The organism is Enterococcus montenegrensis, assembly GCF_029983095.1.
Lineage (GTDB): Bacteria > Bacillota > Bacilli > Lactobacillales > Enterococcaceae > Enterococcus_C > Enterococcus_C montenegrensis.
Genome location: NZ_CP120467.1, coordinates 628,553 through 655,537, shown reverse-complemented (window position 1 = coordinate 655,537; position 26,985 = coordinate 628,553). Strand labels below are relative to the sequence as shown.

The following is a 26,985-nucleotide window of genomic DNA, read 5'->3' as shown; positions in this document are numbered from 1 at the left end:
TAAGAAATAAGGCGAAATTTCAAGAAATTTGAGCAACAATTTCTAGCAATTCCACGCTTATTTTTCGAGCGCTGGCCAAGTCCAAAAAGCTTTTCTGGTTGTCTGGCTTTGCAAGTCAGCTCTTTTGCCATAAGAAGTCTGAAACTTTTTTATCGACTTCCTTATTTTCGTGCAGTTGACTATGCTGTGCGTTGGGACCATAAAAAATTTGGGTTGTCACGCTGTTGGTTTGTTTTAGTAAGGCGTTCACTGCTAGAGCACTCGTAGTTGGGACCATTTCATCATTAAACGTATTTTCATCTAACTGTCCAGCTAAAAGTAAAATTTTCGTATTTTTAGCTAAATTGGCTGCTAATTTTTGGTAATCTTGGTAACGACTAGAAACTTCAGTAGGCCCATTTTTTAATAAGTCGGCCATATCTTGATTGCTACTAGTGTCTAAAAAATCATTGAAAGGTGCACCGATCGCCACAAATTTTAAAATTTCAGGCTGTGACGGATCGTTAGGATAACTCATCATATACCGCAATCCCGAAACGCCACCCATCGAATGTCCTACCAAATTGACCGCTTCAACCCCCATTTTTTTTAAATCAGCCAAACAATTATACAACCATTCAGATTGTGACCATTCCGTATTTTTATTATCTTGAAAGATGACTTGAATCATCGGATTATCTTTTTTACCACTCAGTGTCCCTGTTGTTGTGATTGAACCTTCTTTAGAGACGGTCATAATCAACTCTTTTTTGGCTAAGTTACTTGTTTCTAGACGTTGCAACATACCGCCAAAAGAATTTTTAGTACCGCTATAGCCGTGGATAAATAGCGTGGGTACCGCACTTTTTTTAAGAATTACACTCGTCTTTGGTTTTATTTGCGCTTTAGCAGTAGGATTGGCTTTTTTTTCATTTCCACCACAGCCAGCTAAAGCCAACAATAAAATAAGTACTGTGAGTATCTTCTTCATGTCTTCACTTCCTTTCGCCTAATTATACGCTACAATAACCTGCTGACGAAAATTATAGCTATTTTTAAGGAATTCTTTGCCTATCCCATTGTGCTTCTCGTCTAAAAAAAGACCCCCGTAAAAAACACGGGAGTCAGACTTTGTATTCAACTTATGCTTCAAAAGGGTGAATCGTTACTCCTTTAACAACCCGGTTAACCGTGCCAGTAGGAGACGGTGTATCTGGTGTATTCCCAACTTTAATAGAGGCTAACAGCGAAACTGTTTGGGCTACAATTAAAAATGGCAACGCTGCGTATCCGTCTGGTAATTTCACATCACTTGTTTCAAAAACAAAGTTATCACCACTAAAGTTTGATTCTGCTGCCTTTTGAGTAATTCCTAAAACAGATGGCGCAATTTTATCTGCATGCACCTCTTCTAAAATATCAACATCGTATTGACGCGTATATTCATCGTTGTTCACAAAAACAAACATAATTGTTTTATCGTTGATAAATGATTTTGGACCATGACGAAATCCCATTGAAGAATCAAAGATCGTAGCCATTTTCCCAGCAGTTAATTCCAATACTTTCAAGGAAGCTTCCCGAGTTAAACCAGATAGACTGCCAGAACCAAGATAGACGATACGTTCAAAGTCTAAATCGATAATTTTTTGTACCTCAGCTTCTCTAGCGATTGCTTCATTGCCTAAGGTCGTCATTGCATTGACGTAATCTTCTTTTTGAGTGAAGTCGTTAGTTTCATCAAAGACTAATAATGCGCTTAGCGCCATACAAGAAAAACTTCCAGTCATAGCAAAACCTTGGTCATTGGCACGAGCGGGCATCATTAACAATAAATTGTGGGCATCATCGGTAGCCGCTTTTGCCAATTGTCCTTCTGGAGCACAAGTAATGGTAATATGACGTAAATTTTTCACGAATTTATTGGCCACATCCACAGCGGCCACACTTTCTGGTGAATTTCCACTGCGGGCAAATGATACTAAAATAGTCCAATCATCTGGATGTAAATATTCAGCCGGAGAAGCCACGATATCTGTTGTCCCAATACTTTCAAAGATAAATTTACGGTTATCTCCTACTTTACTTAAATAAGGTTTTACTGTATCGCCTACATATTGAGAAGTCCCCGCACCAGTGAAAACAACGCGGATTTTACCATGTGCGGCATCTTTTACTTCTGATAAAAAATTGTTAATTCTTTTTTGATTTTCTTTATAATAAGAAAATGCTTCTTGCCATAATTCTGGTTGTTGCTTAATTTCACGGGTGGTAATTTCTGCTCCCATTTTAGTTAATTCTGCTGCTGTCAGTTGAAACATTGTAATCCTCCTTTAATTTACAAACGTGATCTTATTTGCTCTTTAATTGCCATTGTGATGTACGATTTTATAGCGAAAGTGATCCGCACGGGCAACACTATAGGTGAACTCGATTATTTCATTGGCTTGATTATAAGTTTTGCGCATTAAAGTCAACACCGGCGCCCCTTCTCTAATATCTAAAAAAGGCGCATCTTTTGGCCGTGCAATATTGGCAAATAGCTCTTCTTCGGCTACTTTGACAATCTCATTATAATCTTCGCGAAAAATATCGTATAAGGCTTTTTGATCTAAATCTTCTTTGGTTAAGGATAAAAATTTATTTAGCGGTAAATAGGTGCGTTCTAGCATTAATGGTTCGCCATCAGCACTTCTGAGACGCTTCATTTTTATTAATTTCGTTCCTAATTTGACATTAAATTTCGTAGCTAAAAATTTGTTGGCTTCGATTGTTTCAAAATCCAAAACTCTCGTTTCTGGATGTCGCCCCAAAGATTTCATTTGCTCGGTAAAACTATACATACTCTGCAAATTGAAACTGGACTCTTTTAAGTCAGATACAAAAGTTCCTTTGCCGTGTTGCCGATAAATATAGCCAATTTTTTCTAATTCTTGTAATGCCAAGCGAACCGTTGTGCGACTTAAACCATACACATCTGATAATTCCCGTTCAGAAGGTAGCATCATATTGGCTTCGTATTCATTTTCAATTTTTTCTTTTAATAATTCGACTAATTGATCGTACAAAGGTTGTTTTTTTGTTCGGGTCATATGACACCTCCTCTAACTGGTTACTACCACAGTATGAGTTTATCTTCTAAGGCCTATAAAGTCAATAGAAATAGTAAATAAAACGCTTTATTTTAAAACTTGATCTAGACCACTACCTAAAAAAATACCACTTATCAACTACGGATAAGTGGTATAATCTGTCAAAGTTTTTTTAAGGCCAAATATTAGGCCAAATACCAAAGCCTGAGCCTACTAAACCAATTACCAATAGTAACAAAATACATTTCAATGGTGTCCAGCCACGTTTTGATAATAAGAAGTATAAAAGTAAAGTCATAGCTAATGGAATCATTTGTGGTAAAATACCGTCTAAGATTTTTTGAATATCAATCGTAACCGGAGTTGTTTCATTACGGTTGAAGGTTACTTCAAAATCCCCTGAAGGCAATTTAACTACGCCTAAGGCTTTTTCACCTTCAGCTGCCGCTTGCACTTCTTCTGTCAATTTACCACTGTCATCTTTTTTGAAGATATATTCATCATATTTGTGTTCTTCCCCAGCAGGGACAACTGTTGTTACAGAATGAACAGCATTTGTTTCGCCGTTTGGAATTTGAACGTTTACTTTTGTAGCACCGTAAACACAAGTTAGTGAACCTACGACGAAGATACCTAAAATACTTGCTGCCCGCGTAAATTCTTTGGCATTTTCGGTTAAGACACCAATAGCATCTGTTCCTAGTTTATAAGACCAGTTCATCAAGAAGAAACGTAACGCAAATTGGGCAATATTGAAAACAAGTAAGAAAATAAATGGTGCGGCAATATTACCACTGATAGCCATGTTTGAAGTAATACCAGCAGTAATCGGTACTAAGGTAAACCAGAATAAGGCATCCCCAATCCCACCTAAAGGTCCCATCGCAGCGACACGAACGGCACGAATCGTTGGAATATCTGCTTTATTTTGTTCTAGTGATAAAACAATCCCCATAACAAAAGTTACTAAAAATGGATGGGTGTTGAAAAATTCAAGGTTGTGACTCATGGAAGCTGCCAAGTCATCTTTGTTTTTATGAATTTTTTTCAAGCCTGGTAAAATACCATATAACCAGCCACCTGCTTGCATCCGTTCATAGTTAAAAGATGCTTGTAAGAACAATGAACGCCAAACCATTTTATTTAACGTTTTCTTATCCAGTGTTTCGCCGACTGATTGATCTTGATACGTATCTGGAATATTATATGCCATCTTCGTCACCTCCGAAGTCATTTGCATTGGCTGTTGCTGTTTTGAATTTAGATTGAATTTGGTAATCCCAGAAGGCTAACGCAAAACCGATAAATGCCAAGATAATCAAGGCTGGACCTGATAGACTTGGAGCTGCCATTACGATTGTTGCTAGACCAAAGCCCATAAAGTAAAAGCCCCACATATCGCGCGAAACCATAACTTTTAATAAAATTGCAAAACCGACATAACGCATCATACCGCCGGCAGCTGATAAACCTTTCATTAACCATTCAGGAATGGCACTAACGACTTGTTCACCAAAAGTTGCACCACCGATAAAGAATAAGACAACGATTAAACCAAAGATAGCACCAATTGCAGCCATCGCTAAATAGTTAATGCGGTCAATTCCTTTTGTGTTGGCTTCGTGAGCGTAGTTATCTGCAACAGACATCACTGGTGACATTGCAGAGAAAATTAAAGTAACTGCATATTGACCTAATAAAGAAAATGGAATTGCTGTTGCAACAGCTGCAGTTGGTTCTAATTTCAATGTAATCGATAAAATAGCGGCCATAATCCCACCGATAACGGCGTTAGGCGGCTGTGCTCCCCCAACGGGCATATTGCCGATGGTCATTAATTGATACGTACCACCAACGATTAAACCTGTTTGTAAATCCCCTAAAATAAGACCAATTACCATACCCGTAACAATTGGTTGATATAATGATTCCAAGAAACTGAATTGGTCAATTGCAGCGACAAACGTCACGATAAAGACCAATAAAATCTGAATGAAATTATAATCCATTCTTAAACTCCCTCCTTAAGCACACGCTTAGTTGAATAGTTTGCTACTGTCTTCTACTGCTGTAGTTGGTACGCGGCGTATTTCAAGTTCCACCCCTAAATCTTGCAATTTTTTAAAGGCTGCAACGTCTGCATCATCCACGGCTACCGTTGTCGCAACTTGGCGTTTTCCTTCTGCCATATGCATGTTTCCAATATTCAATTTTTTAATTGGCACTCCTCCTTCAACTAATTTCAAAACGTCTTCAGGATTTTCCGCAATAATGAAGATCTTTTGTTTTGGTGATGCTTTGTGGATGATATCGATCGTCTTTTGGATCGAGAAATACCGTGTTTGAACTCCAGTTGGCGCAGCCATATCCATTAATCCTTGGCGCACTTTGTCTCCTGCTACTTTATCGTTGGCTACTAAAATCAAATTAGCTCCTAAAGTACCATTCCATTGTGTTGCTACTTGTCCGTGAATTAAACGATTATCAATACGTGTTAATAAAATATTTGGTTCTGACATGAGAATTCCCCCTAAATTAAATGTTTTTTATTTAACGATTTCTGAAATTGCGTACCGAGAAACTTCAATAATAGTTCCTGACTTGACTTCAATATCCACTGTTTCTTTCTTTTGGTTAATAACTTTCACAGTGCCATAAAGCCCATTTGCAAACTTCACTTGTTGTCCTGGCGCAAGAGATTGATGTAATTTTTTGAAATGCTCTTTTTGTGACTTCATGCCACGGGCGCCCACAAAATAATAAATAATAGCAAAAGCGATTACAAAAATTAATACCACAATCGAAGCACCCAGAATACTGTTCCAAATGCTCATAATTAAATTCCTTCTTCCCCGAATTCATCGTCTTCTTTAATAACCAGCTTGGGATGAACGACACCGGTTTGTCCGGCTGTTATTGCTTGTTGTGTTAATTGTTCTAAGTCTGTATTGGCATAACGCAAACCAATTGTTTCAATAAGCATGGGTAAATTGGCACCTGCAATAACTTCTACTGCATCAAAATCTTGTGCTGCAATCATTGCTGTTTTAAAAGGTGAACCTCCCAATAAATCGCTAAAGATTAAAACACCTTCACAGGTTTGATCTAATTGTTTTACCGCTTGTTTCATTTTTTCTTCAAAATCATCGACATTTTGACCATCCTCAAAGGCAATTACATCAAAAAAATCTTGTTCTCCGGCAATCATTGTTAATGCCCCGTAAACTCCCGGCGCAAACGAACCGTGACCAGTTAATATACAACCAATCATCTTATCCCCTCCTTGAATCTTTTGTTACTCTATCTGGTAGTAACCACAGACCAATTATAAAAGCGCTAACATTATCTGTCAAGAAAAAGTTTAACAAATAAAATAGCACGCTTAATCAGAAAAATCCTGTTTTTTAAAGTAATTTCAACTAAAAAAGAACTAACAGCTTCACTTATTTAGAAAAGTAAAGGAAATACATAACTGGTTGTAACCTGATAATTTTTTTAATAATTAGCACAATATATCTAAAAAAATTATACTTGTCTTATAAGCTTGTATTTTTCAAGATCAACAAAAAAATACCTAAGTCCAAAATATATACTGCCAATTTACACTTTGCAGTATGCCAGGCAATTAGCCTGAACATTTCTTCCTTAGGTATTTTTATAAAAATGTAAGACAAGTTTATTACAACCTATTTTATAGGCTATCTACTTGTTCAAAATCTAATTCCGTACTTGTTTCGCGGCCGAACATATCAATGTTGACTTTTAGTTTTTGTTTTTCTTCATCAATTTCAGCAACTTGCCCTTCCAAACCAGCAAATGCACCTTCAATGATTTTAACTGTATCACCAACGTTGACTTCTAAATCACTAGTTCTTGTACTCATACCGATGGAGCGTAAGATATGATTGATTTCTTCTTGTAATAAAGGCGCAGGTTTACTACCAGCACCGTGTGAGCCGACAAAACCGGTAACACCAGGCGTATTCCGCACTACATACCACGATTCATCCGTCATGACCATTTCCACTAAAACATAACCTGGAAAAGTTTTATGAACGACTTCTTTTTCTTTACCGTTCTTTAGCTCTTTTTCAGTTTCTTCTGGGACGACAACGCGAAAAATAAAATCTCCCATACCCATACTTTGCGCCCGTGATTCAATGTTTGCTTTAACTTTGTTTTCATAACCAGAATACGTGTGCAGCACATACCAGTTTCTTTCAAATGATTCCATTTGTTTGGCTCCTTTTGTCTAAAATAAAAAAACCTCAGTTACCCGAAGTTTTTTCTTCTTGGCTATTATAGCATTTTTTGTATTATTCAGCTAGTTAATTTATTTTAAAATCCAGCCAAAGACACTCTTAATCACAGTGTCCATCACAAAAAACATTGCAGCAAAAATCAAAGATGTTTCAATGACAACCAATGTATCTTTGCGTAACTGAGCTTTGGTGGGCCATGTTACATTTTTCATTTCGTCTATTACACTACGTAAAAATTTCATGCCTGCTGCCTCCTATTTGGTTTCTCGATGCAATGTATATTGATTGCAATATTTACAAAATTTATTAATCTCCAAACGTTCGCCTTTTTTCCCTTCACTCACTGATTTAGTGTAGTTACGAGATCCGCAAACGGAGCAGGCTAAAGCGGCTTTTTTCGCACCCATCTTTATGGCCTCCTTCAAATTTATCACACTTTTAAAATTACTCGAGTTTCGGTTAATTTCTTCACAAAAGTACACTTTAACTTAGCATGTTTTTTTCGGACTGTCAATGAAGGTAGTCGGTTATGTCTTTTTATAGAGAATATGATATGATTAATTTGTTAAATTGGAGACAATGGAGGGTTTGTTATGTTACTTAAAACCATGGTGTATAAAAAAAGAGATTTGACTACGGTCAAAGAAACAGCAACACTGGCTGAAGCATTGGAAATTCTAGAAGATTCTGGTTTCCGCTGTGTACCGATTCTAGATGAAAGTGAAAAAATTTTCCGCGGCAACATTTATAAAATGCACATTTACCGCCACAAAGCTAACGGCGGTGATATGAATTTACCTGTTACTCATTTATTGAAAAATGCAACAAAATTTATTTATGTAAATTCTTCTTTCTTTAAAGTATTCTTTACGATTAAAGAACTTCCTTATATTGCGGTTTTAAACGAGAATAATGAATTTTATGGTATTTTAACTCATAGTTCCTTATTAAATATGTTATCCCAATCGTGGAGTATTGATCAGGGAAGTTACGTTTTAACAATTGCCTCAACAGGTAAACAAGGTGATTTAGCTGCTATTAGTAAAATCATCGCAAAATACAGTAGCATCGCCAGCTGTATTACCTTAGATATCGGTAAAGATGAATTTATTCGTCGCACATTAATTACACTGCCAGCCAAAACTGACAAAGCGTTGTGCGATAAAATTATTAGTCATTTAGAAAGTAAGAATTTCAAAGTTGTTGAAGTTGAAGATCTAACTCTTTCAGAATAAAAAAATCATAGCTGATTTTTGAAAATATGGGCTAAGGTCTTGGCTATTTACTGATTAAAATTAAAACAGAAGCTAAAAAAATGGACTTGGCAAAAAATTGCTAAGTCCATTTATGCTATACGTTTAAAATTGTTTATCAAAATTCACGCTATTATTTAACCAGTACATCAATGGTGCGGAAATACTCATAATAATCAGTTCACTTAAAGCTGTAGTGAAGTACGTTGGCCAAAATGGTAAATTAGCCGTAATCATTAGCATGATAGCAATTAAGAACATACTAAAAGTGAAAAAGGCAATATTTAGACCTAACAATACTTTTTTGTCTTTGACTTTATTTTGTAAAAAGCTCGTGAGACTTAAAGCCAATAGTGTCTGCGCGCCACCAAAGAGCACATCTAAAATACCATAACCAAATAAGGCATTATAAATGACGACGCCTAAAAAGACTCCCCACAAATATTTACGATTAAAAACAACTAAATGATTCAAACTTTCTGAGACCCGAAATTGAATAGGTCCCGCAGAAAAGGGCGTAATAAGCGAAAGGGCGACATATAAAGCCGCAACAATTGCATTTACCGCCAAAACTTTAACATTACTGCTACGTTTACTCATTTGCACAAATTATTCCTTCTTTCTCCGAGTTTTGATGACGCGGGATGGTTGATGAACCGCGGGAGGTTAACTGGCCTTTTTAAGTTTTTTGATGTCTTGATCCATTTTAACTACAGCAGCTATCTTTTTACTAGTTCTTTGTTTTTTACTGGCAATGAAATAAACACAAAAAAATAGACTATAAATGCTTAACGCCATAATCTGACAGCTGACAAAAAATAAATTGGCCTCTTTGGTGTAAGTTAAACCTAACAAATTTTCACAACCCCATTGTAGTAAAAATAAGACTGCTGAAAATCCAACTAAATGATAATATTTCATCGTTTTCCTCCCCTGTGGAGTATAGCAAAATTAACGCTAAAAGAAAACACGAGTTATCAGATAAAAGCGAAAAAAATTGTAGCCTCTGTTGTAAACGCTTGCAAAAAGTGCTCGTATATGGTATAAAATAAGTGTAAGGGGTCATAGGAATTCCCAGTAACGTAGACGATGTAGGTTCTACAAAACGAAGAATTGTTATGAGACTTAAAAAATTGTTAAAGGATGTGGGAATTTGAGTTACTCCTTACTAATTGAATAGGTCTAGTGAGTTTATCATTTATTAAGTGGACATCAGAACCTTAATAAAAAGGACAAAAAGGCAGCAAGAAGAGTAACACATTACAAAAAAACTCACTAGATCTTTTTTTGTGTGCTTTTTTCTTTTCCCTCCTCTATTTTTTCTGTTAAAATATGGAGCATTAAGTGTAAAAGAGGAGCAAACATTGTGAAATTCCATTACATACTCTTGATTAATCAGGTTTCAGGCAACGGCAATGGAAAGAAAACCGGTGCGATTATTCAAAATTTATTAGATGAACAAAAAATGAGTTACGAAAGTTATTATACCGAATATGCAGGCCATGAAGCTGAATTAGCCAAAGAACTTGCTAATTCTAAACTAATTGGTTGGAATGCGGAAATAAAAGCAGATTATGCAGATAAACTTTATCCTTTGCTGGTCGTAATTGGTGGTGATGGCACTTTACACCAAGTTTTAAATCAATTTTACCGGATGGACAAAGAAATTCCCGTCAGCTATATCCCGGGTGGCTCTGGCAATGACTTTGCGCGGGGAATAAACTTACCAAAAGATCCACAAAAAGCCTTTTGGGCAATTCAGCGGGCAAAAGAGCCACAAATTATTAACACGTTGACTTATGAAGAAAAAATTCAAACGGAAACAGGGCTGGCAATTAACAATATCGGTATTGGTTTGGATGCAGCAATTGTGGCGGCTACGAATGATTCCATGACTAAAAAAACGTTAAACAAATATAATCTTGGTTCCTTTGCTTATATCGCCTCTATTGTCAAAGTTTTATTTACACAAAAGGGCTTCCCTATTTTACTTGAGGTCAACGGTGAAGAGTTTACGTTTAAAAAAGCATTTTTATGTACTACGACCAATCATCCCTATTTTGGTGGCGGCGTGGCGATTGCGCCCATGGCAAAAGCTACTGTCTCAGATATTGACTTGGTTGTAGTAGAAAGAATTTCGATGATTAAAATTTTCGGGTTGATTATTCGTCTGATTACCAACAAACTAACAACATCAAAACATTACCACCATTTTACCGGACATAAACTTAGAATTGTCTCCACTGTTCCAGAATACGGTCAAGCAGATGGTGAAGTAATGGGCTTGCGCCCTTTTGATATCACCTTTTCCACCCGGCCACAATTAATTTGGTATTATCCAGAATAAATAAAGAAGACTTCGTCAATTCCCATAGCTTTTGCAAATAAGAGCAACATATTGCTAAATTGCTACTCAAATTTAAAAATTTCTACTTATTACCACTGCACGTAGCGTATTAGTTATAACATTTTACCTGTATATTTTGACTGCAACGTATATTTCTGTGAAATTTTTACTGATAATTTACAAAAAGACTTAAATGTTTTTTAGCCTTCCGAAACTAAAAATCATTTAAGTCTTTTTTTGCCTACATAAAGTCCAACGGGGTCAGTCCGTTCATACCAATTAAAGGATCTATGGCATTTTCTCGAACCAATTTTCCCGTTAATATAACGTGAACAGGGCTCACTTCTGCCGATTCATTCACTTCATTATTATTTTGTAAATGCCCAGCCTCTTTTTGGTGACTATCTTCTGTTAGTTGCACTTCTTCATAGGTAACAGCTTGCTGTTGTTTTTGTAGCTCGTTAGCCTCAGTTGTCTTTTTTTGATCCGCTTTGGTTAATTCTTCGTCTGTCAAACCGACAAATGCGCTTATGCGCTCTTTTAGCGTCGTTAAACGATTGGCGGATTGATTCGTAACACACGTTTCAAAAGCCTGTGTCTCTCCAAGCAAAATTAATTTATCTTTACTTCTGGTTACGGCTGTATAAAGCAGGTTTCTTTGCAACATACGTTGATATTGGTAAACCATCGGCAAAATTACCATCTCAAACTCGCTACCTTGTGCTTTATGAATCGAACAACAATAAGATAAAGTAATTTTTTGCCAGTCATTGCGCTTATAGGTTACTTCATTGGCGTCAAATTGAATAACCAACTCGTCGACTTTATCTTCACTGTCTTTGGCGTAAATAATTCCCACGATTTGACCCATATCACCATTAAAAACATTTTCTTCTGGTGAATTAACTAGCTGTAAAACTTTATCCCCAATGCGATAAACGTGCTCGTGAAAGGTTACTTCTTTTTTTGTCCCATCATTGGGGTTAAAAATTTCTTGCATCATCTTGTTTAACGCATCAATCCCAGCAGGACCACGATACATAGGGGCTAACAATTGAATATCTTGGGCGCTAAACCCTTTGGCTTTTGCCTTTTTAACAATTTGTGCAATTAAAGGTTCAATTTGTTGCGCATGACAAGGAAAAAAAGAGCGATCCGCTTGGTTTTTAGTGAAATCGGCTGGTAAGCGGCCGTTTTTAATCTCATGGGCCAATGAAATAATCGTCGAACCGTCCCCTTGGCGATAAATGTCAGTTAACTCGCGCTGGGGAATTGCTTTTATCTGCAGCAGATCATGTAATACTTGACCTGGACCGACAGAAGGTAATTGATCTTTATCACCAACAAAAATAACTTGCATATTACTCGGAATTGCTTTTAGCAAAGAATTAGCTAACCATGTGTCTAACATCGACATTTCATCGACAATTAACAACCCTCCTGCTAATTCATTGATTTCTGTCTCACCAACTTTTTCTCTACCCGTTAAACCCAGTAAGCGGTGAATCGTACCACTGGGCAATCCTGTTGTCTCGTTCATACGCTTTGCCGCACGGCCAGTTGGTGCGGCTAAAAGAATTGGAAAAACCTCTTGTGTATAATCCAATGGCTCCAAACTTAAATCATTTAATTCAGCAAATAATTGTACGATTCCGTTAATAACCGTCGTCTTACCGGTACCAGGACCGCCAGTCAAAATAAATAATGGTGAAGCCAACGCTGCTTTAATCGCTTCAGCTTGTGATGTCCCATATTTAATCTTGAGTCGTTTTTCCAAACTGGCTAATTTTTTTTCAATCGTTTTTTCTGGGTACTTAATTTCTTTTTTGCGCTGCAACATTCGCTGAATCGACCCAGCAATTCCAATCTCGGCAAAATATAGACTGTTTTCGTAAATACGCGTAGCTTCTTGCTGAATTTTATCTTCCTCAGTTAACGCGATAATCACATCGGCTAACTGTTCGGGGTTAATTTCTACCGGACGACTTTTTTCCAGTAGGGTTAAGGTATCGTCTAACAAGGTATCCGCTTTGACATACGTATCCCCACTTTGCAGCGCACTTTGAAAAACTTGATGCAAGACCGCTGCCCGCAAACGTTTGTCGCTAGTGGCCGCAATCCCTAACTGTTCGGCTAATTGATCGGCTTTTTTAAACCCGATACCTTCAATATCTTCTACCAATTGATAAGGATTTTCTGCAATAATACTTAATGCCTGTCCTCGGTACATTTGATAAATGGCAAAAGATAACTGGCTGCCAAAACCATATTGAGACAAGCCGACAACAATTTCGTCCATACCTTGGTTGGCTCGCACAATTTCTGCTATCTGCTGTCGTTTTTTTTCGTTTAACCCTTCAACTGCTTCTAACACTGAATCATCTTCAACGATTTTTTTAATTGCATCAACCCCTAGTATATCTACAATCTTTTCTGCCGTCTTGGGTCCAATACCAGGAAATTTTTCACTAGCAAAATAGTTAATCAAACCATTTTCAGAAGTTGGTTGATCTTGGGCATAACTTTCTACTTGAAACTGTAGCCCGTATCGTGCGTGTTCAATTAGCTCACCATAAAATTGATATAAAGTATCATCGTTGATATCTCCAAAAGAACCCGTCACGACAATTTGCGGTTCACGATAAGCGGTATTGGTTTCTGCAATATCAATCAACATCACCTTATAAAAATTGCCGGGGTTTTCAAAAAAGATTGCCGCGACTGTACCGCTGACAAATTTTCGTTCTTCCATCAAAAACCGGCTCCTTTCTACAATAAGGCGTCTAAACTACTTTGATCACCTAAAAAACTGGCATCATTCCATTTTGTTAATTTAAATGGTGTTAAATTTTCCGGTTCACTGGTAGTCATAACACTTAAGCTGTTGTTCACTAAGCCACCCATTTCCCGTAATTGCCCCAACTCTTTGCCCGCTAACCACTGGATAGCAGCAGTTAGGGAAGCGCCGTGCCCCACAAATAAAAGTGGCCCTTTATTTTGCATAACAGCGTCACTTACAACTGTTTCAATCCGTGCTAGTGCTGCTTCAATTTTTTCACCGTTAAAAACACTTGGATCATACTGATCTAAAGCATAGCGTAAATTGTGTAGTTCAGTTGGATAGCGTTCTGTCATTTCATCGATTAGTTGACCTTCTAGTTTCCCCAAACCCAGTTCTCTTAAACCAGCATTGTAAATAATTTCTGATTGATAGTTTAGTTCAGCTAAAATTCCTTGTGCCGTTTTCATGGCACGAGGCGCTGTACTGGCATAAATTTTTTCAAAGGGGATATCTTTTAGGTGCTGACCCAATAATTTGATTTCAGCTAAACTTTCTGCAAGAAGTGGCGAATCGCCTTTGGCTCCTTGAAAGCGGCGTTCATTGTTCCACTGGGTCTTACCATGGCGGGTAAAATATAACTCCATTACAAATGCTCCTTTAGTTTAGTAGATAAAAACTAGTCTAATTTATCATTTTCATAGTGATGACGTAGTTCCAAATTAGGAAATCCTTGTTGGCGCAACGCCTCATATATTACTAACGCCGCCGTATTGGATAAATTTAACGAACGAACGTGTTCATCATTCATAGGAATACGCAAACACTTTTCTGGATTTTCCCGCATGAATGTTTCTGGTAATCCGGTTGTTTCTTTTCCAAACATTAAAAATACTTCTTCGTCGGCGGTATAATCCACTTCACTGTAAGTTTGGTTGGCAAACTTTGTAATCAAATAAAGGCGTCGCTGACCCAAGTATGCTAAAAAGGCTGCCAAATCTTTATGATACGTGATATTCACATCATGCCAATAATCTAGGCCTGCTCTTTTTAAATGTTTGTCATCGGTTGAAAATCCCAATGGTTCAATTAAATGTAGCGGTGTGTTCGTCGCCGCACAAGTACGGGCAATGTTACCTGTATTGGCTGGGATTTGTGGTTCAAATAGAACAATATGATTCAACTTCATTACTCCTTTTGATAAAAAATTCTGTGATTTTTATGAATTGTATTTAAAAGTAAATATTCTCTCCTACTATATCACTTCATAGCTACTTTTTTAAAAAAAGTGCAAAAAAAAGAACGTATCGGCTCGGTGTTAATCACTGCGAGTCGCTACGTTAGTGAAGTTCTTTTCACTAACTTTTATCAGAACAGGAACCTGATAAAAACCAATGAAAAATGACTTGTTTGTAATATATCACTCTTACTTAAATAATGCAACAGTTTTAACCGAAAAAAGTCACAAAAATTTCATTTCTCTTTTCCAATTAAAACATCCAAATCGATTGTAATTTTATTTAACGCACTCTTTGCTACAATTTCTTTTTGCTCAGAAGAAACGCCCCACTCTAAGGGAGACATCTCCAATAAAGCAGCTTGATTTTCCTTGGAAACATCAAATGTATACGTTATTTCATGATGATTTACTAATTTAAATTGTTCTTTAAAATGTTGAATTACTTCATGATTTTCATAATGCTGTTTCTTTTTATCCGCGGGATAAAAAGCTTGCCGTAATTCTTGTAAATAACCGCTTCTTGGGACAACTTTCACTAATGTTCCCGTCGGCTTTAAAACGCGTTTAAACTCTTTATAATTAGATGGTGTGAATAAATTTAATACACTATCAAAAACTTGTGGGGCAAAAGGCAGTCGTGTCAAATCTGCGACACACCAAAATAAGGGTTCACTTTGCTGCGTTGCCATGTAGACACCATCTTTTGCGATATCAAAGCCAATTCCCGTAATGTTTTTGCCCGCTGCTATTTTATTAAAAAAACTACCTTCGCCACAGCCTACATCTAAGACTGTCGACTTTTCCGGTATATATTCTCGAATTTTTTCCAGTAGCCCGTTATACATTCCGGCTTGAATCAGCTGACGTCTTGCGGTAAACAACCGGCGATCATAGCCGCTGCTAATATTTTTTTGTAAAAAATATAGCGTTCCTTTTTTTGAGACATCAAAGTGATGTCCCTTTTGGCAGACAAGCCCCGCTTTAACTGCCCCCATTTCACTTTGACACAAAGGACATAAAAACAATGGGTGATTTGCAGTCACAAATTGTTTGCCCCAATCAATTTTTTTTAACATTTTATTTCCTCACTTCCCCTTAAATACGGCGAAATCAGCGGTACTTTTTAGTTACTCTACTTTAACACAAGGCTGTGATAAAATACTACATGAAAGTAAGCTATCTAACAGTTTTAATGAGATACTAAAGGAGACTATTATGATTAAAGAATTTTGTGCCGAAAATTTCACTGATATTCCACGAGCCATTCACGCAGGAGCAAAACGCATTGAACTGTGTGATAACTTAGCTGTAGGCGGAACGACACCTAGTACAGGTGTCATTGAAGAAACATTAAATTATGCCGGTGAAAAAGGTATTCCCGTTATGACCATGATCCGCCCTCGCGGTGGTGATTTTATCTACAATGATACAGAACTAAAAATCATGCATACCGACTTAATCGAAGCTAAAAAAATAGGAACAGACGGTGTGGTTTTTGGTTGTCTAACACCTAGTGGTTGGTTAGATGAAGAAGCTTTGGAACTTTTAATTGAAACCGCAGAAGGGCTACAAATTACGTTTCATATGGCCTTTGATGCCATCTTACCAAGTCGTCAGTTTGAAGCTATTGATTGGTTAGCAGACCACGGCGTTACACGCATTTTAACCCATGGCGGCCCGAGTGGTACGCCAATTTCAGCAAACATCGCTCGATTAAAAGAATTGATTGCTTATGCCAAGAACCGCTTGATTATTTTACCTGGAGCTGGAATTAACGCTGAAAATGTGGCTGAAATTGTAACTGCCTTAGGGGTCAATGAAGCTCACGGAACTAAAATTGTAAAAATAACCGATTAAAAGGAGATGCCATGAAAAAAGCAGATGCCATGTATGCTTATGCCCGTAACCATAAATTAGGCCAAAATATCACACCAATTTTCGGCGGCTGGCTCCAACGAAAACACTTTGGTTTAATTGAGGCTGCTTTAGGTAAAGATGAAGAGGTCATTGCAAGTTTCATCGGACGCCATCATCCCGAAGATAATGAAAATTTCACGCCATTTGAAGGTGAAGACCGCGCAGACTTTGAAGAACGAATGCGCGCAACACAAACCGGCAAAGTGCGTTACTTTGACTGTAAAGGATTCCACGCCTATGCTATTACTGACGCTGGGCGCCTGATTTTTGCCCGCTGGGTTCCTTTTAACCACGATTATAAAAGTATTCCGTTGCATAATATCAACACCATTAATCCCAATACGCGAATTTTTTGGGGTTTTTTACGAATTGAAAGTTTTCGCGAAGTCTTTAGTATTTTTTGGACGAAAAAAACGGTCTTTGCTATTGCCAAATTGCTAGAAGATAGTAAAAGCGATATGCAAGACGGCATTATGGATGGCATTACTTCTGCCAAACGTGCCCAACAAATACAGGAAAAAGCGAAGTTGTCTAAATCCCAACTTACGACAGAAACAAATTTTGAAAAGTTGAAAGAACGTAAAAAAGCACTAGATGCTGGCTTAATTACCCCAGCAGAATATGAAGAATATAAGCAACGCTTTTTACAATAAAAACTACCGATCAAAATAATGTTGGAACAAAAGTTTCAGCCGCAAGAGCCAAGCAGGTGCTGTAAGACACAGCTCTACTGCAACAATCGCTGTGTCTTGCAGCAGTAAAAAATAATTTTTTTAAAGACTAGAAACACCTTACTTGTATCAATTTTATTACATGTCCCTACTGGAATGGCTGTTACTCAAATTTTTTGTGAAGTTTCAGCTTTTCACAAAAGAAGCTATTTTCAGACCACCGTTTATCGATAAAAAGGCTGTGACAAAAATCTGTCACAGCCTTTTTTATGGATTGCTCATTTTATTTTTTTAATTAAGAAATGAAGTACTGCATGAAAAGACTCGCAATATTAAAATAAATTAACACACTGGTCAAATCACTCAAGGTGGTAATAAATGGGCCACTGGCCACAGCAGGATCAAAACCAAGTTTGTCCATTAACATTGGAATAAAGCTCCCCGCCAAATTAGCCACCGTAATAGCACACATCATAGCCATTCCAATTACAAAGCCTAAAATTGGATTGTGTTTCCAAACCGCAACAATAATGAAAATGGTTAGACCGGTAATGAACCCGGTCACTAAACCGGTCAAAACTTCACTAATAACTGTTTTAACAAAACTACTTTCTTTGTCATCATTGATTGCGAGTCGCCGTACTGCCACAGCCAAAGATTGCGTCCCAGCATTACCAGCCGTCCCTGTAATCAAGGAAATGAAAACAGCTAAAATACTCGCTTCACTTACAAGTTTCTCATAATGAGAAATTAAAGTCGCCGTCGCCATTCCTAAAAATAGCAACGTAATCAACCAAGGGAGTCGTCTACTAGCAGCCTTGACAGGATTTTCTGAAACTTCTTCAACGTTGACACCGGCTAAACCAGAGTAGTCACTTGCAGCCTCATCGTCGATAACGTCAATAATATCATCGACTGTGACAATCCCTAATAAATGATCATCATAATCTGTGACTGGTAATGCCAAAAAGTCATAATCCCGGAAAGTTTGAGCGACATCTTCTTGATCATCTCCCACATGAACTGAGATGACCCGCTCGCTCATAATATCTTGAATCATCGTATCATCTTCATTGACGATTAAATCTCTTAAAGAAATAACCCCCACCAAATGATTCTCTTGATCTACTACGTAAATATAATAAATTGTTTCGGCTACGTCGGCTTCGTTTTTTAAAACATACATCGCCGAACGAACCGTTTGATTAGCCACAATTGAGACAAACTCTGTGGTCATAATTGAACCGGCAGTATCATCTTCGTAATGCAGTAGTTCTTTAATTTCACTTGCGTCTTCTTTGTCCATCAAGCTTAAATATTTGTTGACAGCTTTTTTATCCAAAGTATTTAATAAGTCAACGGCATTATCTGTATACATTTCAGCTAACATGGCCGCAGCATAGCCCGGACGCATTTCAGAAAGATAATCTGTCATATGTTCATCGTCTTCTTCGATTACGTCAAACATGTCTGCTAATTCTTTAGGTGACAGATAACCGTACATCCGATGGCGCTCTTGGCTGGTGAGGGACTGGTAGAACTGCCCCTGTTCGTATATGTGCATTTCTAAGAAAGGTTCTCTAAACCCTTGCATATCGTCTTCAAGCAACGCTTGTTTCAATTCAGCAAAACGTTCTTCCAGTTCTAAATTTTCATCCACTCACACTCACCACGCGTTCTTATATATTTTGGGCAACCTGTGCCATATCTTCTGGTAAAGCCAATGTAAAAGTTAATTTTTCACCACTAAAAGGATGATTAAAAGAAAGTTTGTAACAATGAAGGGCCTGCCGCATAATTCCAGCTGTCATAAGCCCACCATAGAGATCATCACCTAGTAGTGGACAAGAAATCCCACTAAAATGGACTCTGATTTGATGCGTCCGACCCGTATGAAGTTTAATATCCACTAATGCGATTTGGTCGTTTTCTTTTTGGACCCAATATTCTGTTTGTGCTTTTTGTCCGGTGTCATCTACTTTACGTTTTAACAACGAGCTTAAATCTCTAGCAATCGGTAAATCAATTACTGCATGGGGTGCTAACGTTTGAATAGCGCCAGCCACCAAAGCTTGATATCTTTTTTCCACTTGCTTTTCACGTAATTGACGATCGAGTTGCGCATGGGCAAAACCATGTTTGGCAAATAACATCAGGCCAGTTGTATCACGATCCAACCGCGTAACCACGTGAATTACCTGATCTTTATAATTTTGCATTTTATAATAATTTTTCACACGATTGGCCATTGTACCATTAGGATGATATTGCGCCGGAATCGAAGCAACTCCTGCTGGTTTATTGACAATCAATAAATGTTCATCTTCATAAACAATCGCAATTGGCGTCTCATCCAAAAGCATTGTTTCATGCTCCTTTTCATCGGGCACGACAATAGTAACCCTATCATTAGGGCGCAAAGAATACAAGACATTTTCACGTTTATCATTGACTAAAATCAAGCCCCCTTGGAATTTAATTTTCGCCAGCAAACCTTTGGAAATGCCTTGTTCTTTTAAGAAGTATTTTAACTGCTGCTCTGAGTTTTTCTGATAATGATACGTAAACTTCATAATTGCCTAATCTTCTCCAATAAAAGCGTCTTTAACCCGATGCCAAAAATCCATATGCCGAAATGAAGCAAAATGAATCCGTTCTGTGGCAATTTTATAATAGACGGCTGCAATGTGATCTTTTTGAATATCTAATTGATCGACGGTAATCATGTAATCATTACTATCTTGCAATCGAATTTCCATCCATTCATCTGCAGCAATAACTAACGGAGATCCCAACGTTCGGAAGACGCGATTATTCAACGAAGCAATTTCTGCTAGTTGGATCGCATTAATACTGGGATGTAACACCGCCCCGCCAACACTTTTATTATAAGCAGTTGAACCAGTTGGCGTTGAAATAGATAAACCATCCCCACGAAATCGTTCAAAAAGTTCCCCCTTTAAATAAACGTCTGCTACCATCGTTCGATTCCCGCGTTTGATGGTCGACTCATTTAAAGCTAAAAAGTGTTTGGCAGCTTTACCGTTTTGATATTCAATGCGGATATCTAACAGCGGATAACTAATACTTTCACCGCGATTTTTTTTCAAGCTCGTAACCAACTCTGGTATTTCATAGTCACGCCAGTCCGTATAAAACCCTAAATGACCAGTGTGAACACCAAGAAAACTGACTTTATCTAAAATATGGCTGTAACGATGAAATGCTGAAAGCAAAGTACCATCACCACCAACAGAAATGACAATTTCTGGTCGTTGTTGATCAATGACAATTTCATTTTCTGCTAAAAGTTTTCGTAATTGCCGCTCTGTTTTTTCCGATTGCAGACCATGATTTGAAACGATGGCCACTTTTAAGGTCATTATGTCTCCTCCCGATCAATTGAAGCCTGATAATAACTATCGTCTGACTTGCCTCTGCCGTGGGAAAATAGACGCTGCGCTTCTTGAATTTCTTCCCGAATCGTCGACATCTCTTCATCTAATTGATAGGCTGCTTCGGCCGCTCTTTGCAGGCGAATTTTCATCTCTTCTGGAAATGCCCCTTGATATTTATAATTCAAAGAATGCTCAATCGTCGCCCAAAAATTCATCGCCAATGTCCGAATTTGAATTTCTGCCAAAATAATTTTTTCGCCATTTACTAACTGGACAGGATATTCAATGACCAAATGGTAAGAACGATACCCGCTAGCTTTTTTATTGGTGATATAATCTCTTTCAATAATAACTTTCATATCTTTGCGGTTGCGTAGTAATTGGACAACTTGGTGAATATCTTCCACAAACTGACACATAATTCTAAGCCCCGCGATATCTGACATCTCTTCTTCCAGACGTTCCATGGGAATATGGCGAATCTGGCTTTTTGTGATGATGCTTTCCACTGGTTTAACTCGTCCAGTGACAAATTCAATCGGCACATGTTGATTTTGTTCGCGAAATTGTTTGCGAATCCCCCGCAACTTTACTTTCAATTCTGATACGGTTTGTTCATATGGTGCTAAAAATTTATCCCAATCTCGATCCATAATTATCCCTCAATTTTCTTTAATACATACAAGTTATATTTTACCACAAACCGCCTTAAATCTTTATCCCTTCAAATTGAAAAAATATTCACACAATTTAATCGTATCAATTGCGTATCTTGTCATTTTATGTCAGAATATAAATTCAATGAATTGATAGATGTGAACAAAGCTAGCACATTCGAAACAAAAGTTCGGAATGGTTCCCCTTTAAAAGAAAATTTGTATCTTCTAAATCTTATTTTCAGAATTTTTACAATCCACTTACTGCTTTTTTATTTTCTACTTTCTTAGAGGATTGTCATTTTTTCAATGCTTTAGCTTGCAGTTTCACACCTGAACACGTAAACTAGTGAGGGATTATTATGAGCCAATCGACTGAGATCGAATTTAAAACAATGTTAAGCGCAACTGACTTCAAGCGCATTATGACGTACTATCACGTTACAGATGAGATGGTCGTAGAACAGACAAATTGTTACTTTGATACCTTTGACAATAAGTTAAAAAATGCCAATGCCGGTTTAAGAATTCGTTTACTCCCTTCTTTTGCTGAAGTGACTTTAAAAACACCACAACAAGAAGGTCTACTAGAAACCACGGAAAAGTTGACGCTAGCAGAGGCGCAAAAATACTTAACATTACAACAAGTTCCAGCAAATGGACCGGTTGAAGAAAAATTAAAAACGTTACATGTTACATTAAAGGAATTACATATCATCAGTCAGCTAACTACTAAACGAGCTGAATTTGAAATTGACGCTGGTTTGTTGGCATTAGATGAAAGTTTCTATCTACCAGCAGGCCATGACTTTGAATTAGAATTAGAAGTAAAAGATGCTAAATTAGGACAAGAAGCTTTCACGCAATTATTAAAGACATTGGCAGTTTCTTATATTCCAGCGGAAAATAAAATTAGTCGGAGTCTTAAAAAAAAACAAAGCTAAAAACTATTTATTTTCATTTTTTCTACGTTTCTGCTAAGTTGAAATAGCCAGAAACGACTCAATTTGTTGGAGGAGATTTAAGTGATTGAAATTTATTTGTTTGTCAATCCATTGGGTGCTATCTGTTTAGGATCAGAAAAGCATCTTTGGAACTTTGTACAAACATCGGAGCAAAAAATCCAATTCAGGCTGATGCCTTTAGTGAATATGCAGACAATTGATGCTGTTTTAACACGTCGCGGTACACCAAAACACGACATTCATGCTAGAAATCAACTTTTTGAAAATACTTATTCAGCTGCTTTAGATGCCAAAGCACTCCAACTGCAAGGCAAAAAGAAAGCACGAGAATTTTTGATGCAAATGCAAGAAGAAGTAGCTTGTAATGGCAAAGAATATAATCATGAACTGGTCATTTCATTGGTTGAAGCTGTTGGTGGCGACGTAGAAATGTTTACAGAAGATCGACAGAGCGACTTAGTCAAAACATTATTCCAAGAAGATCAAAATACCGCTCGTGAGATGGGAATTACCACGCATCCGTCTGCAGTTGTTTACAATTATGCTTGCGAACGCGATTATGGTGTTTTATTAGAAGGCGAAGACGCCTTAACTGATATCCCGCGCCTGTGCCAAGTCGATCAAGAAAATTATCAAATTTTTCACATTGATGGTTACTTACAGCGTAAAAATGAACGTCGCGTTACTCACGATACCAAGCATTTAAAATTAATGTAACAAAAAAAGTTGCGACAAACGTTAGGTTGACGTTTGTCCCAGCTTTTTTTATTGCTTAAAATAAACAGAGCAGACAATTGAGCAACTGTCTGCTCTGTTTTTATTTTATAATTGAGCTACTAATGTTTCCAATTCACTCAAACGTTCTTCAAACATCTTCATGGCATCTTCAATATAATCAGCTTTTGTCATATCCACACCGGCTTTTTTCATTACTTCAATTGGATAATCACTATTACCAGCCTTCAAATAATTCAAATAATGTTCCAACGCGCCCTCTTCTTTGGTTAAAATTTTCTTCGCCAAGGCAGAAGCGGCAGAAAAGCCCGTCGCATATTGATAAACGTAATAGTTGTAGTAAAAATGTGGAATTCGCGCCCATTCCAATTTAATCTCTTCATCTTTTGTTACATCAGGTCCATAATATTTCGCATTTAAATCCCCGTAATAGTCATTTAAATACTCACTTGTTAAAGGCGTACCTTTTGCATCCTCAGTATGGATAAAGTGCTCAAATTCAGCAAATTGCGTTTGGCGGAAAATAGTTCCCTTAAAGCCATCTAAATAGTGATTTAAGATATATGCCCGTACTTTCGGGTCTTTTTCAGTCTCTAACAAATGTTCTGTCAAAATATTTTCATTGGTTGTAGAGGCGATTTCTGCTAAGAAAATAGAGTAATCCCCGTAAACAAAAGGTTGATTATTACGAGTAAAATAGCTGTGGACACTATGACCCATTTCGTGCACTAAAGTAAATAGTTGGTCTAAGGTATCATGCCAATTCATTAAAATATAAGGAGCTGTATCATAAGCACCGGAAGAATAAGCACCACTACGTTTGCCTTTATTTTCAACCACGTCAATCCAACGACTTGAAAAAGCTTGTTCTACGATTTTATTGTATTCTGGTCCCATCACATGTAAAGCTTCTTTAGCCTTTTCAACCGCTTCTTCATAAGTATAGCGAATTGGCGCTTCTCCTAAAACAGGTGTGTACATATCATACATGTGCAATTCATCAGTTGCGAGTAATTTTTTTCGCAATGCTACATAACGATGTAGTAGTGGTAAATGTTTATTCACAACTTCAACTAAGGTATCATAAACACTTTCTGGAATATGATTATTACTTAAAGAAGCTTCTCTAGCTGACGTGTATTTTCGTGCTTTTGCTTTAAAATTATGTCCTTTGACATGAGAGCTTAACGTTTGGGCAAACGTATTACGAAATTGGCCATACACACTGTACAATCCTTTAAAAGCAGCTTCTCGCACGCTGCGATCCGTTGCTTCCATTAATTGGCCGTACACACCGTGGGACAATTGAATTTTTTCTCCATCACTGCCTTCAATCGTAGGAAACACGAGATCTGCATTATTTAACACAGAGAAAATATCATCTGCTGCATTAAAAATTTCACTTGCCCCAGCCAATAATTCTTCTTGGTCCGCCGGCAAAACATGGGCACGATTGTCGACCATTTGCGCTACATAATGGCGATAAACTGCCAATTTTGGTTCTTCTTCAAAATAAGACCAAATCTGATCATCTGACAGTGTCAAAACTTCTGGCTCAAACCAAGAAATAGCCGCACTTGCTTCTGCTAATAAACTGCTAGCCCGCGCATATAATCCTTGATAAGTGGTATTTGCGGTATCTTGATCATTTTTTAAGTGACTGTACACATATAACGTTTCTAATTTGCGATAAATAGCCAAGCAAAACTCCAAAGCCGCTAAGAAAGCCGTAGCATTCGTTGCTAGTGTTCCTTTGTATTTATCCGCTTGTTTTAATTCTTCTTTCAAATCAGCAAAGGCTGTGTCAAAAGCTTGGTCGTCAGCAAAAATTGGAGTTAAATCCCAGGTCAGTTCTGTCGGTAAGCTTTCTCTTGTTGGTAATTGTTTTGTCGCCATAATTGAAACCTCCTGATAGTTACTTAAACGAAAAGTTATCCTCTTCGATTACTTTCTATACTATCACAACTGCCTTTTTTTGGTGGCAAAAAACTTTCTTTTTCCCGACCAGATAAGCGCTGGCATTCCAAATAGATTTCTTTTAAAATTATTTTTTGCGAAACTAAGGGAAAATCCCATTGCCATTTGAGTTGGCTTAGGTCTTTTATCCATTGTTGGCAATTGTTGTTACGCAAATATAAAAAACGCAATAACAACAGCTCATGTTCAAAGAAAAAATGATAACGACTGCTACTATAACACCAAAAAGGTAAATCCAATATATGGCTATAGCGTTGATAAAAAAAATGTTGCAAACGTAAAAAGCGCGGCTGGCGTTGGAATAAGCGTTGGCGCAAAAAACGTTTATACGCGGCATTACGCCAATAAAACTTATTACTTGTTAAAGATGAAACATGGGACGTATAGGAAGTCAAGTTCGTATTTTCTGCAACATTTTGACATTGCCACTGATACCCGCGGTTAAAATCCCAGTTGGCCAAATAATAAAGCCGAAGTTGCTTTGCCGCTGTATCCAAATGCCATAAATAGGCTTTCTGTTGCCAATAACAGAAAGCTTTTTGCAACTGACTCAACTGTTGTTGCGGAATAAACCGTTGTCCTACAATCCACCAGGGTTGATAGTGAAAAGACTGATAATTTTTTGTACGAGCTTTTAAATGACTTAAGTCTAAAACAGAGCACTGAAATTCTACGGTTGTTTTATTAACTAACAGGTCTGGTCGCTGTTTTAATTGTGGCAAATAAACTTCTAATTGACTATTTTCTAGTCGTTGATGCAACCAATTTTTGCCGGCAATATGCTCATTTGTCTCACCTTCTGTCACTATTTTGCAGCAGTGTTCTCTCTGATGCGCAAAGTGTGTGCGCTGTTTTTGTCCTTGTTTTAAACAGACGGCCTTTTGACACACGGGACAATGATATTCTTCTTGTTTTTTTGCTTTTAAAGCGGCAACAAGCTCGTCTGCTTTATTTCTGGCAATTAGCATTTATCTCCCCCATAAGAACTTACGCACTATTTAGCTAGGGGCAACAAAAAAAGACCTGGAAAAATCCAGATCTTTTTTATCAAAAGTAACGACGGGTAATTCCTAGAGCATCAAGTTCCATCAAAAGCTTACCGTGTTCGGCTAGCACTTCTGGCGTTACTTGACTCAAACGAGCAAATTCACTTAAGTACGCTAAGTAATCGTCAATTTGATTTTTTAATAAGTATTCATCTGTGAAACGAATTTCCAAGAAATAAAAATGATTCAACTCATAAAGATTACTTACAATTCCTTCGCCCTCAAATTCATGGGCCAATTGAATCATTTGCTCAAAATCTATCATTTCAAAGACGTAATCGCGTTTGATATCCGTTGTTTCTTCTTCTGTCTCTTCGACTTCTTGTAATTGTTCTGCAATATGCTTTTTCAAGAAATCACTCACCTCTTCAGCACTGCCGTCAGCAATTTGTTCCAAATTATTAAATTCTTCATTCGGAATATTCTTACTGATAAATAATTCCAAACCATCACCTTTTGGCAAAACTTGGAAAGTGACAGCTTCACTGCCTTTGAATTCTTCGTTGACATCAACTTCTTCTAAAATACTATAAAAGAAGTTCTCAATTTCATTGTGGTTACCTAATAAATCTAAAAAGGTAATTCCCCGGGCAGCTAAATCTTCGCTTTTAATGAGAACACGAATTGTATTTTCGTTAATATGTTCCATTTCCATCTTAGCTACACCT

Annotated in this window: 30 protein-coding genes; 6 read left to right on the top strand and 24 right to left on the bottom strand. The window is 37.4% G+C overall.

Features of this window, described 5'->3' with window-relative positions; all coding sequences use genetic code 11:
* Positions 1-115 precede the first annotated feature (115 nt).
* The 11 genes from P3T75_RS03115 to rpmG form a co-directional block, all read right to left on the bottom strand.
* On the bottom strand, positions 116-970 hold the full coding sequence (locus P3T75_RS03115; protein ID WP_282462188.1) for an alpha/beta fold hydrolase: 855 nt from the start codon (positions 968-970) through the stop codon (positions 116-118).
* A 151-nt stretch (positions 971-1,121) separates the two neighbouring features.
* On the bottom strand, positions 1,122-2,300 hold the full coding sequence (locus P3T75_RS03110; protein ID WP_230709390.1) for an SIS domain-containing protein: 1,179 nt from the start codon (positions 2,298-2,300) through the stop codon (positions 1,122-1,124).
* A gap of 42 nt (positions 2,301-2,342) precedes the next feature.
* On the bottom strand, positions 2,343-3,071 hold the full coding sequence (locus tag P3T75_RS03105; RefSeq protein WP_282462187.1) for a GntR family transcriptional regulator: 729 nt from the start codon (positions 3,069-3,071) through the stop codon (positions 2,343-2,345).
* Between the two features lie 172 nt (positions 3,072-3,243).
* Positions 3,244-4,284 carry a PTS system mannose/fructose/sorbose family transporter subunit IID gene (locus P3T75_RS03100; RefSeq protein WP_206902431.1) on the bottom strand — a complete coding sequence of 347 codons (1,041 nt, stop codon included), beginning with the start codon at positions 4,282-4,284 and terminating at the stop codon, positions 3,244-3,246.
* Complete coding sequence (locus P3T75_RS03095; protein ID WP_206902430.1) at positions 4,274-5,080, bottom strand: PTS mannose/fructose/sorbose/N-acetylgalactosamine transporter subunit IIC; 807 nt, start codon at positions 5,078-5,080, stop codon at positions 4,274-4,276. The genes P3T75_RS03100 and P3T75_RS03095 overlap by 11 nt, the downstream gene beginning before the upstream one ends.
* Before the next feature lie 27 nt (positions 5,081-5,107).
* On the bottom strand, positions 5,108-5,590 hold the full coding sequence (agaV, locus tag P3T75_RS03090; protein WP_206902429.1) for a PTS N-acetylgalactosamine transporter subunit IIB: 483 nt from the start codon (positions 5,588-5,590) through the stop codon (positions 5,108-5,110).
* 27 nt (positions 5,591-5,617) lie between these two features.
* Positions 5,618-5,905 carry a preprotein translocase subunit YajC gene (gene yajC / locus P3T75_RS03085; RefSeq protein ID WP_206902428.1) on the bottom strand — a complete coding sequence of 96 codons (288 nt, stop codon included), beginning with the start codon at positions 5,903-5,905 and terminating at the stop codon, positions 5,618-5,620.
* Positions 5,906-5,907: 2 nt separating this feature from the next.
* Positions 5,908-6,342, bottom strand: a complete 435-nt coding sequence (locus P3T75_RS03080; protein ID WP_282462186.1) for a PTS sugar transporter subunit IIA — start codon at positions 6,340-6,342, stop codon at positions 5,908-5,910.
* A 420-nt stretch (positions 6,343-6,762) separates the two neighbouring features.
* Positions 6,763-7,305 carry a transcription termination/antitermination protein NusG gene (gene nusG / locus P3T75_RS03075; RefSeq protein WP_173103550.1) on the bottom strand — a complete coding sequence of 181 codons (543 nt, stop codon included), beginning with the start codon at positions 7,303-7,305 and terminating at the stop codon, positions 6,763-6,765.
* A gap of 99 nt (positions 7,306-7,404) precedes the next feature.
* Entirely contained in the window at positions 7,405-7,575 is a 171-nt protein-coding gene (gene secE / locus P3T75_RS03070; protein WP_206902426.1) for a preprotein translocase subunit SecE, read from the bottom strand.
* Positions 7,576-7,587: 12 nt separating this feature from the next.
* Entirely contained in the window at positions 7,588-7,740 is a 153-nt protein-coding gene (gene rpmG, locus P3T75_RS03065) for a 50S ribosomal protein L33 (RefSeq protein ID WP_016171295.1), read from the bottom strand.
* Between the two features lie 186 nt (positions 7,741-7,926).
* Here rpmG and cbpA point away from each other — a divergent pair, with 186 nt between their 5' ends.
* Positions 7,927-8,568 (top strand): cyclic di-AMP binding protein CbpA, encoded by a 642-nt coding sequence (cbpA, locus tag P3T75_RS03060; RefSeq protein ID WP_206902425.1) that lies wholly within the window; start codon positions 7,927-7,929, stop codon positions 8,566-8,568.
* Between the two features lie 123 nt (positions 8,569-8,691).
* On the opposite strand, the gene P3T75_RS03055 is transcribed toward cbpA, so the two are convergent.
* Complete coding sequence (locus P3T75_RS03055) at positions 8,692-9,192, bottom strand: QueT transporter family protein (protein ID WP_396139697.1); 501 nt, start codon at positions 9,190-9,192, stop codon at positions 8,692-8,694.
* A gap of 60 nt (positions 9,193-9,252) precedes the next feature.
* Positions 9,253-9,507: a hypothetical protein gene (locus tag P3T75_RS03050; protein WP_206902424.1), complete on the bottom strand. Its 255-nt coding sequence runs from the start codon at positions 9,505-9,507 to the stop codon at positions 9,253-9,255.
* 445 nt (positions 9,508-9,952) lie between these two features.
* Here P3T75_RS03050 and P3T75_RS03045 point away from each other — a divergent pair, with 445 nt between their 5' ends.
* Entirely contained in the window at positions 9,953-10,933 is a 981-nt protein-coding gene (locus P3T75_RS03045; protein ID WP_282462185.1) for a diacylglycerol/lipid kinase family protein, read from the top strand.
* Between the two features lie 241 nt (positions 10,934-11,174).
* On the opposite strand, the gene recD2 is transcribed toward P3T75_RS03045, so the two are convergent.
* From recD2 to P3T75_RS03025, 4 genes are all read right to left on the bottom strand, one after another.
* Entirely contained in the window at positions 11,175-13,688 is a 2,514-nt protein-coding gene (gene recD2 / locus P3T75_RS03040) for an SF1B family DNA helicase RecD2 (protein ID WP_282462184.1), read from the bottom strand.
* Between the two features lie 14 nt (positions 13,689-13,702).
* Positions 13,703-14,359 carry a histidine phosphatase family protein gene (locus P3T75_RS03035; protein WP_282462183.1) on the bottom strand — a complete coding sequence of 219 codons (657 nt, stop codon included), beginning with the start codon at positions 14,357-14,359 and terminating at the stop codon, positions 13,703-13,705.
* A 32-nt stretch (positions 14,360-14,391) separates the two neighbouring features.
* The gene (gene trmL / locus P3T75_RS03030) at positions 14,392-14,901 is read right to left on the bottom strand and encodes a tRNA (uridine(34)/cytosine(34)/5-carboxymethylaminomethyluridine(34)-2'-O)-methyltransferase TrmL (protein ID WP_206904555.1); all 510 of its coding nucleotides are present in this window, start codon (positions 14,899-14,901) and stop codon (positions 14,392-14,394) included.
* A gap of 284 nt (positions 14,902-15,185) precedes the next feature.
* Positions 15,186-16,028 carry a methyltransferase domain-containing protein gene (locus P3T75_RS03025; protein ID WP_282462182.1) on the bottom strand — a complete coding sequence of 281 codons (843 nt, stop codon included), beginning with the start codon at positions 16,026-16,028 and terminating at the stop codon, positions 15,186-15,188.
* Positions 16,029-16,167: 139 nt separating this feature from the next.
* On the opposite strand from P3T75_RS03025, the gene P3T75_RS03020 reads away from it, so the two are divergent.
* Both P3T75_RS03020 and P3T75_RS03015 read left to right on the top strand, forming a co-directional pair.
* Entirely contained in the window at positions 16,168-16,809 is a 642-nt protein-coding gene (locus P3T75_RS03020) for a copper homeostasis protein CutC (RefSeq protein WP_282462181.1), read from the top strand.
* An 11-nt stretch (positions 16,810-16,820) separates the two neighbouring features.
* On the top strand, positions 16,821-17,522 hold the full coding sequence (locus P3T75_RS03015) for a hypothetical protein (RefSeq protein ID WP_282462180.1): 702 nt from the start codon (positions 16,821-16,823) through the stop codon (positions 17,520-17,522).
* Positions 17,523-17,835: 313 nt separating this feature from the next.
* Here the strand turns inward: P3T75_RS03015 and mgtE are convergent, their stop codons facing one another.
* The 4 genes from mgtE to P3T75_RS02995 are packed head-to-tail and all read right to left on the bottom strand — an operon-like array spanning position 17,836 to position 21,591.
* Positions 17,836-19,200, bottom strand: coding sequence for a magnesium transporter (mgtE, locus tag P3T75_RS03010; RefSeq protein WP_282462179.1), 1,365 nt, complete (start codon positions 19,198-19,200; stop codon positions 17,836-17,838).
* A 19-nt stretch (positions 19,201-19,219) separates the two neighbouring features.
* The gene (locus tag P3T75_RS03005; RefSeq protein WP_206904542.1) at positions 19,220-20,113 is read right to left on the bottom strand and encodes an RluA family pseudouridine synthase; all 894 of its coding nucleotides are present in this window, start codon (positions 20,111-20,113) and stop codon (positions 19,220-19,222) included.
* 6 nt (positions 20,114-20,119) lie between these two features.
* Positions 20,120-20,923, bottom strand: a complete 804-nt coding sequence (locus P3T75_RS03000) for an NAD kinase (protein ID WP_206904541.1) — start codon at positions 20,921-20,923, stop codon at positions 20,120-20,122.
* Positions 20,923-21,591, bottom strand: coding sequence for a GTP pyrophosphokinase (locus tag P3T75_RS02995; RefSeq protein WP_071864506.1), 669 nt, complete (start codon positions 21,589-21,591; stop codon positions 20,923-20,925). The genes P3T75_RS03000 and P3T75_RS02995 overlap by 1 nt, the downstream gene beginning before the upstream one ends.
* A gap of 365 nt (positions 21,592-21,956) precedes the next feature.
* Here P3T75_RS02995 and P3T75_RS02990 point away from each other — a divergent pair, with 365 nt between their 5' ends.
* Positions 21,957-22,538 (top strand): CYTH domain-containing protein, encoded by a 582-nt coding sequence (locus tag P3T75_RS02990; RefSeq protein ID WP_206904532.1) that lies wholly within the window; start codon positions 21,957-21,959, stop codon positions 22,536-22,538.
* 81 nt (positions 22,539-22,619) lie between these two features.
* Complete coding sequence (locus P3T75_RS02985; protein WP_282462178.1) at positions 22,620-23,276, top strand: DsbA family protein; 657 nt, start codon at positions 22,620-22,622, stop codon at positions 23,274-23,276.
* 105 nt (positions 23,277-23,381) lie between these two features.
* Here the strand turns inward: P3T75_RS02985 and pepF are convergent, their stop codons facing one another.
* The 3 genes from pepF to P3T75_RS02970 all read right to left on the bottom strand — a co-directional run bounded on the left by pepF (position 23,382) and on the right by P3T75_RS02970 (position 26,972).
* Positions 23,382-25,193: an oligoendopeptidase F gene (pepF, locus tag P3T75_RS02980; protein ID WP_282462556.1), complete on the bottom strand. Its 1,812-nt coding sequence runs from the start codon at positions 25,191-25,193 to the stop codon at positions 23,382-23,384.
* Positions 25,194-25,225: 32 nt separating this feature from the next.
* Positions 25,226-26,239 (bottom strand): competence protein CoiA, encoded by a 1,014-nt coding sequence (locus P3T75_RS02975; protein ID WP_282462177.1) that lies wholly within the window; start codon positions 26,237-26,239, stop codon positions 25,226-25,228.
* Positions 26,240-26,318: 79 nt separating this feature from the next.
* The gene (locus tag P3T75_RS02970; RefSeq protein ID WP_206904572.1) at positions 26,319-26,972 is read right to left on the bottom strand and encodes an adaptor protein MecA; all 654 of its coding nucleotides are present in this window, start codon (positions 26,970-26,972) and stop codon (positions 26,319-26,321) included.
* Positions 26,973-26,985: the final 13 nt, after the last annotated feature.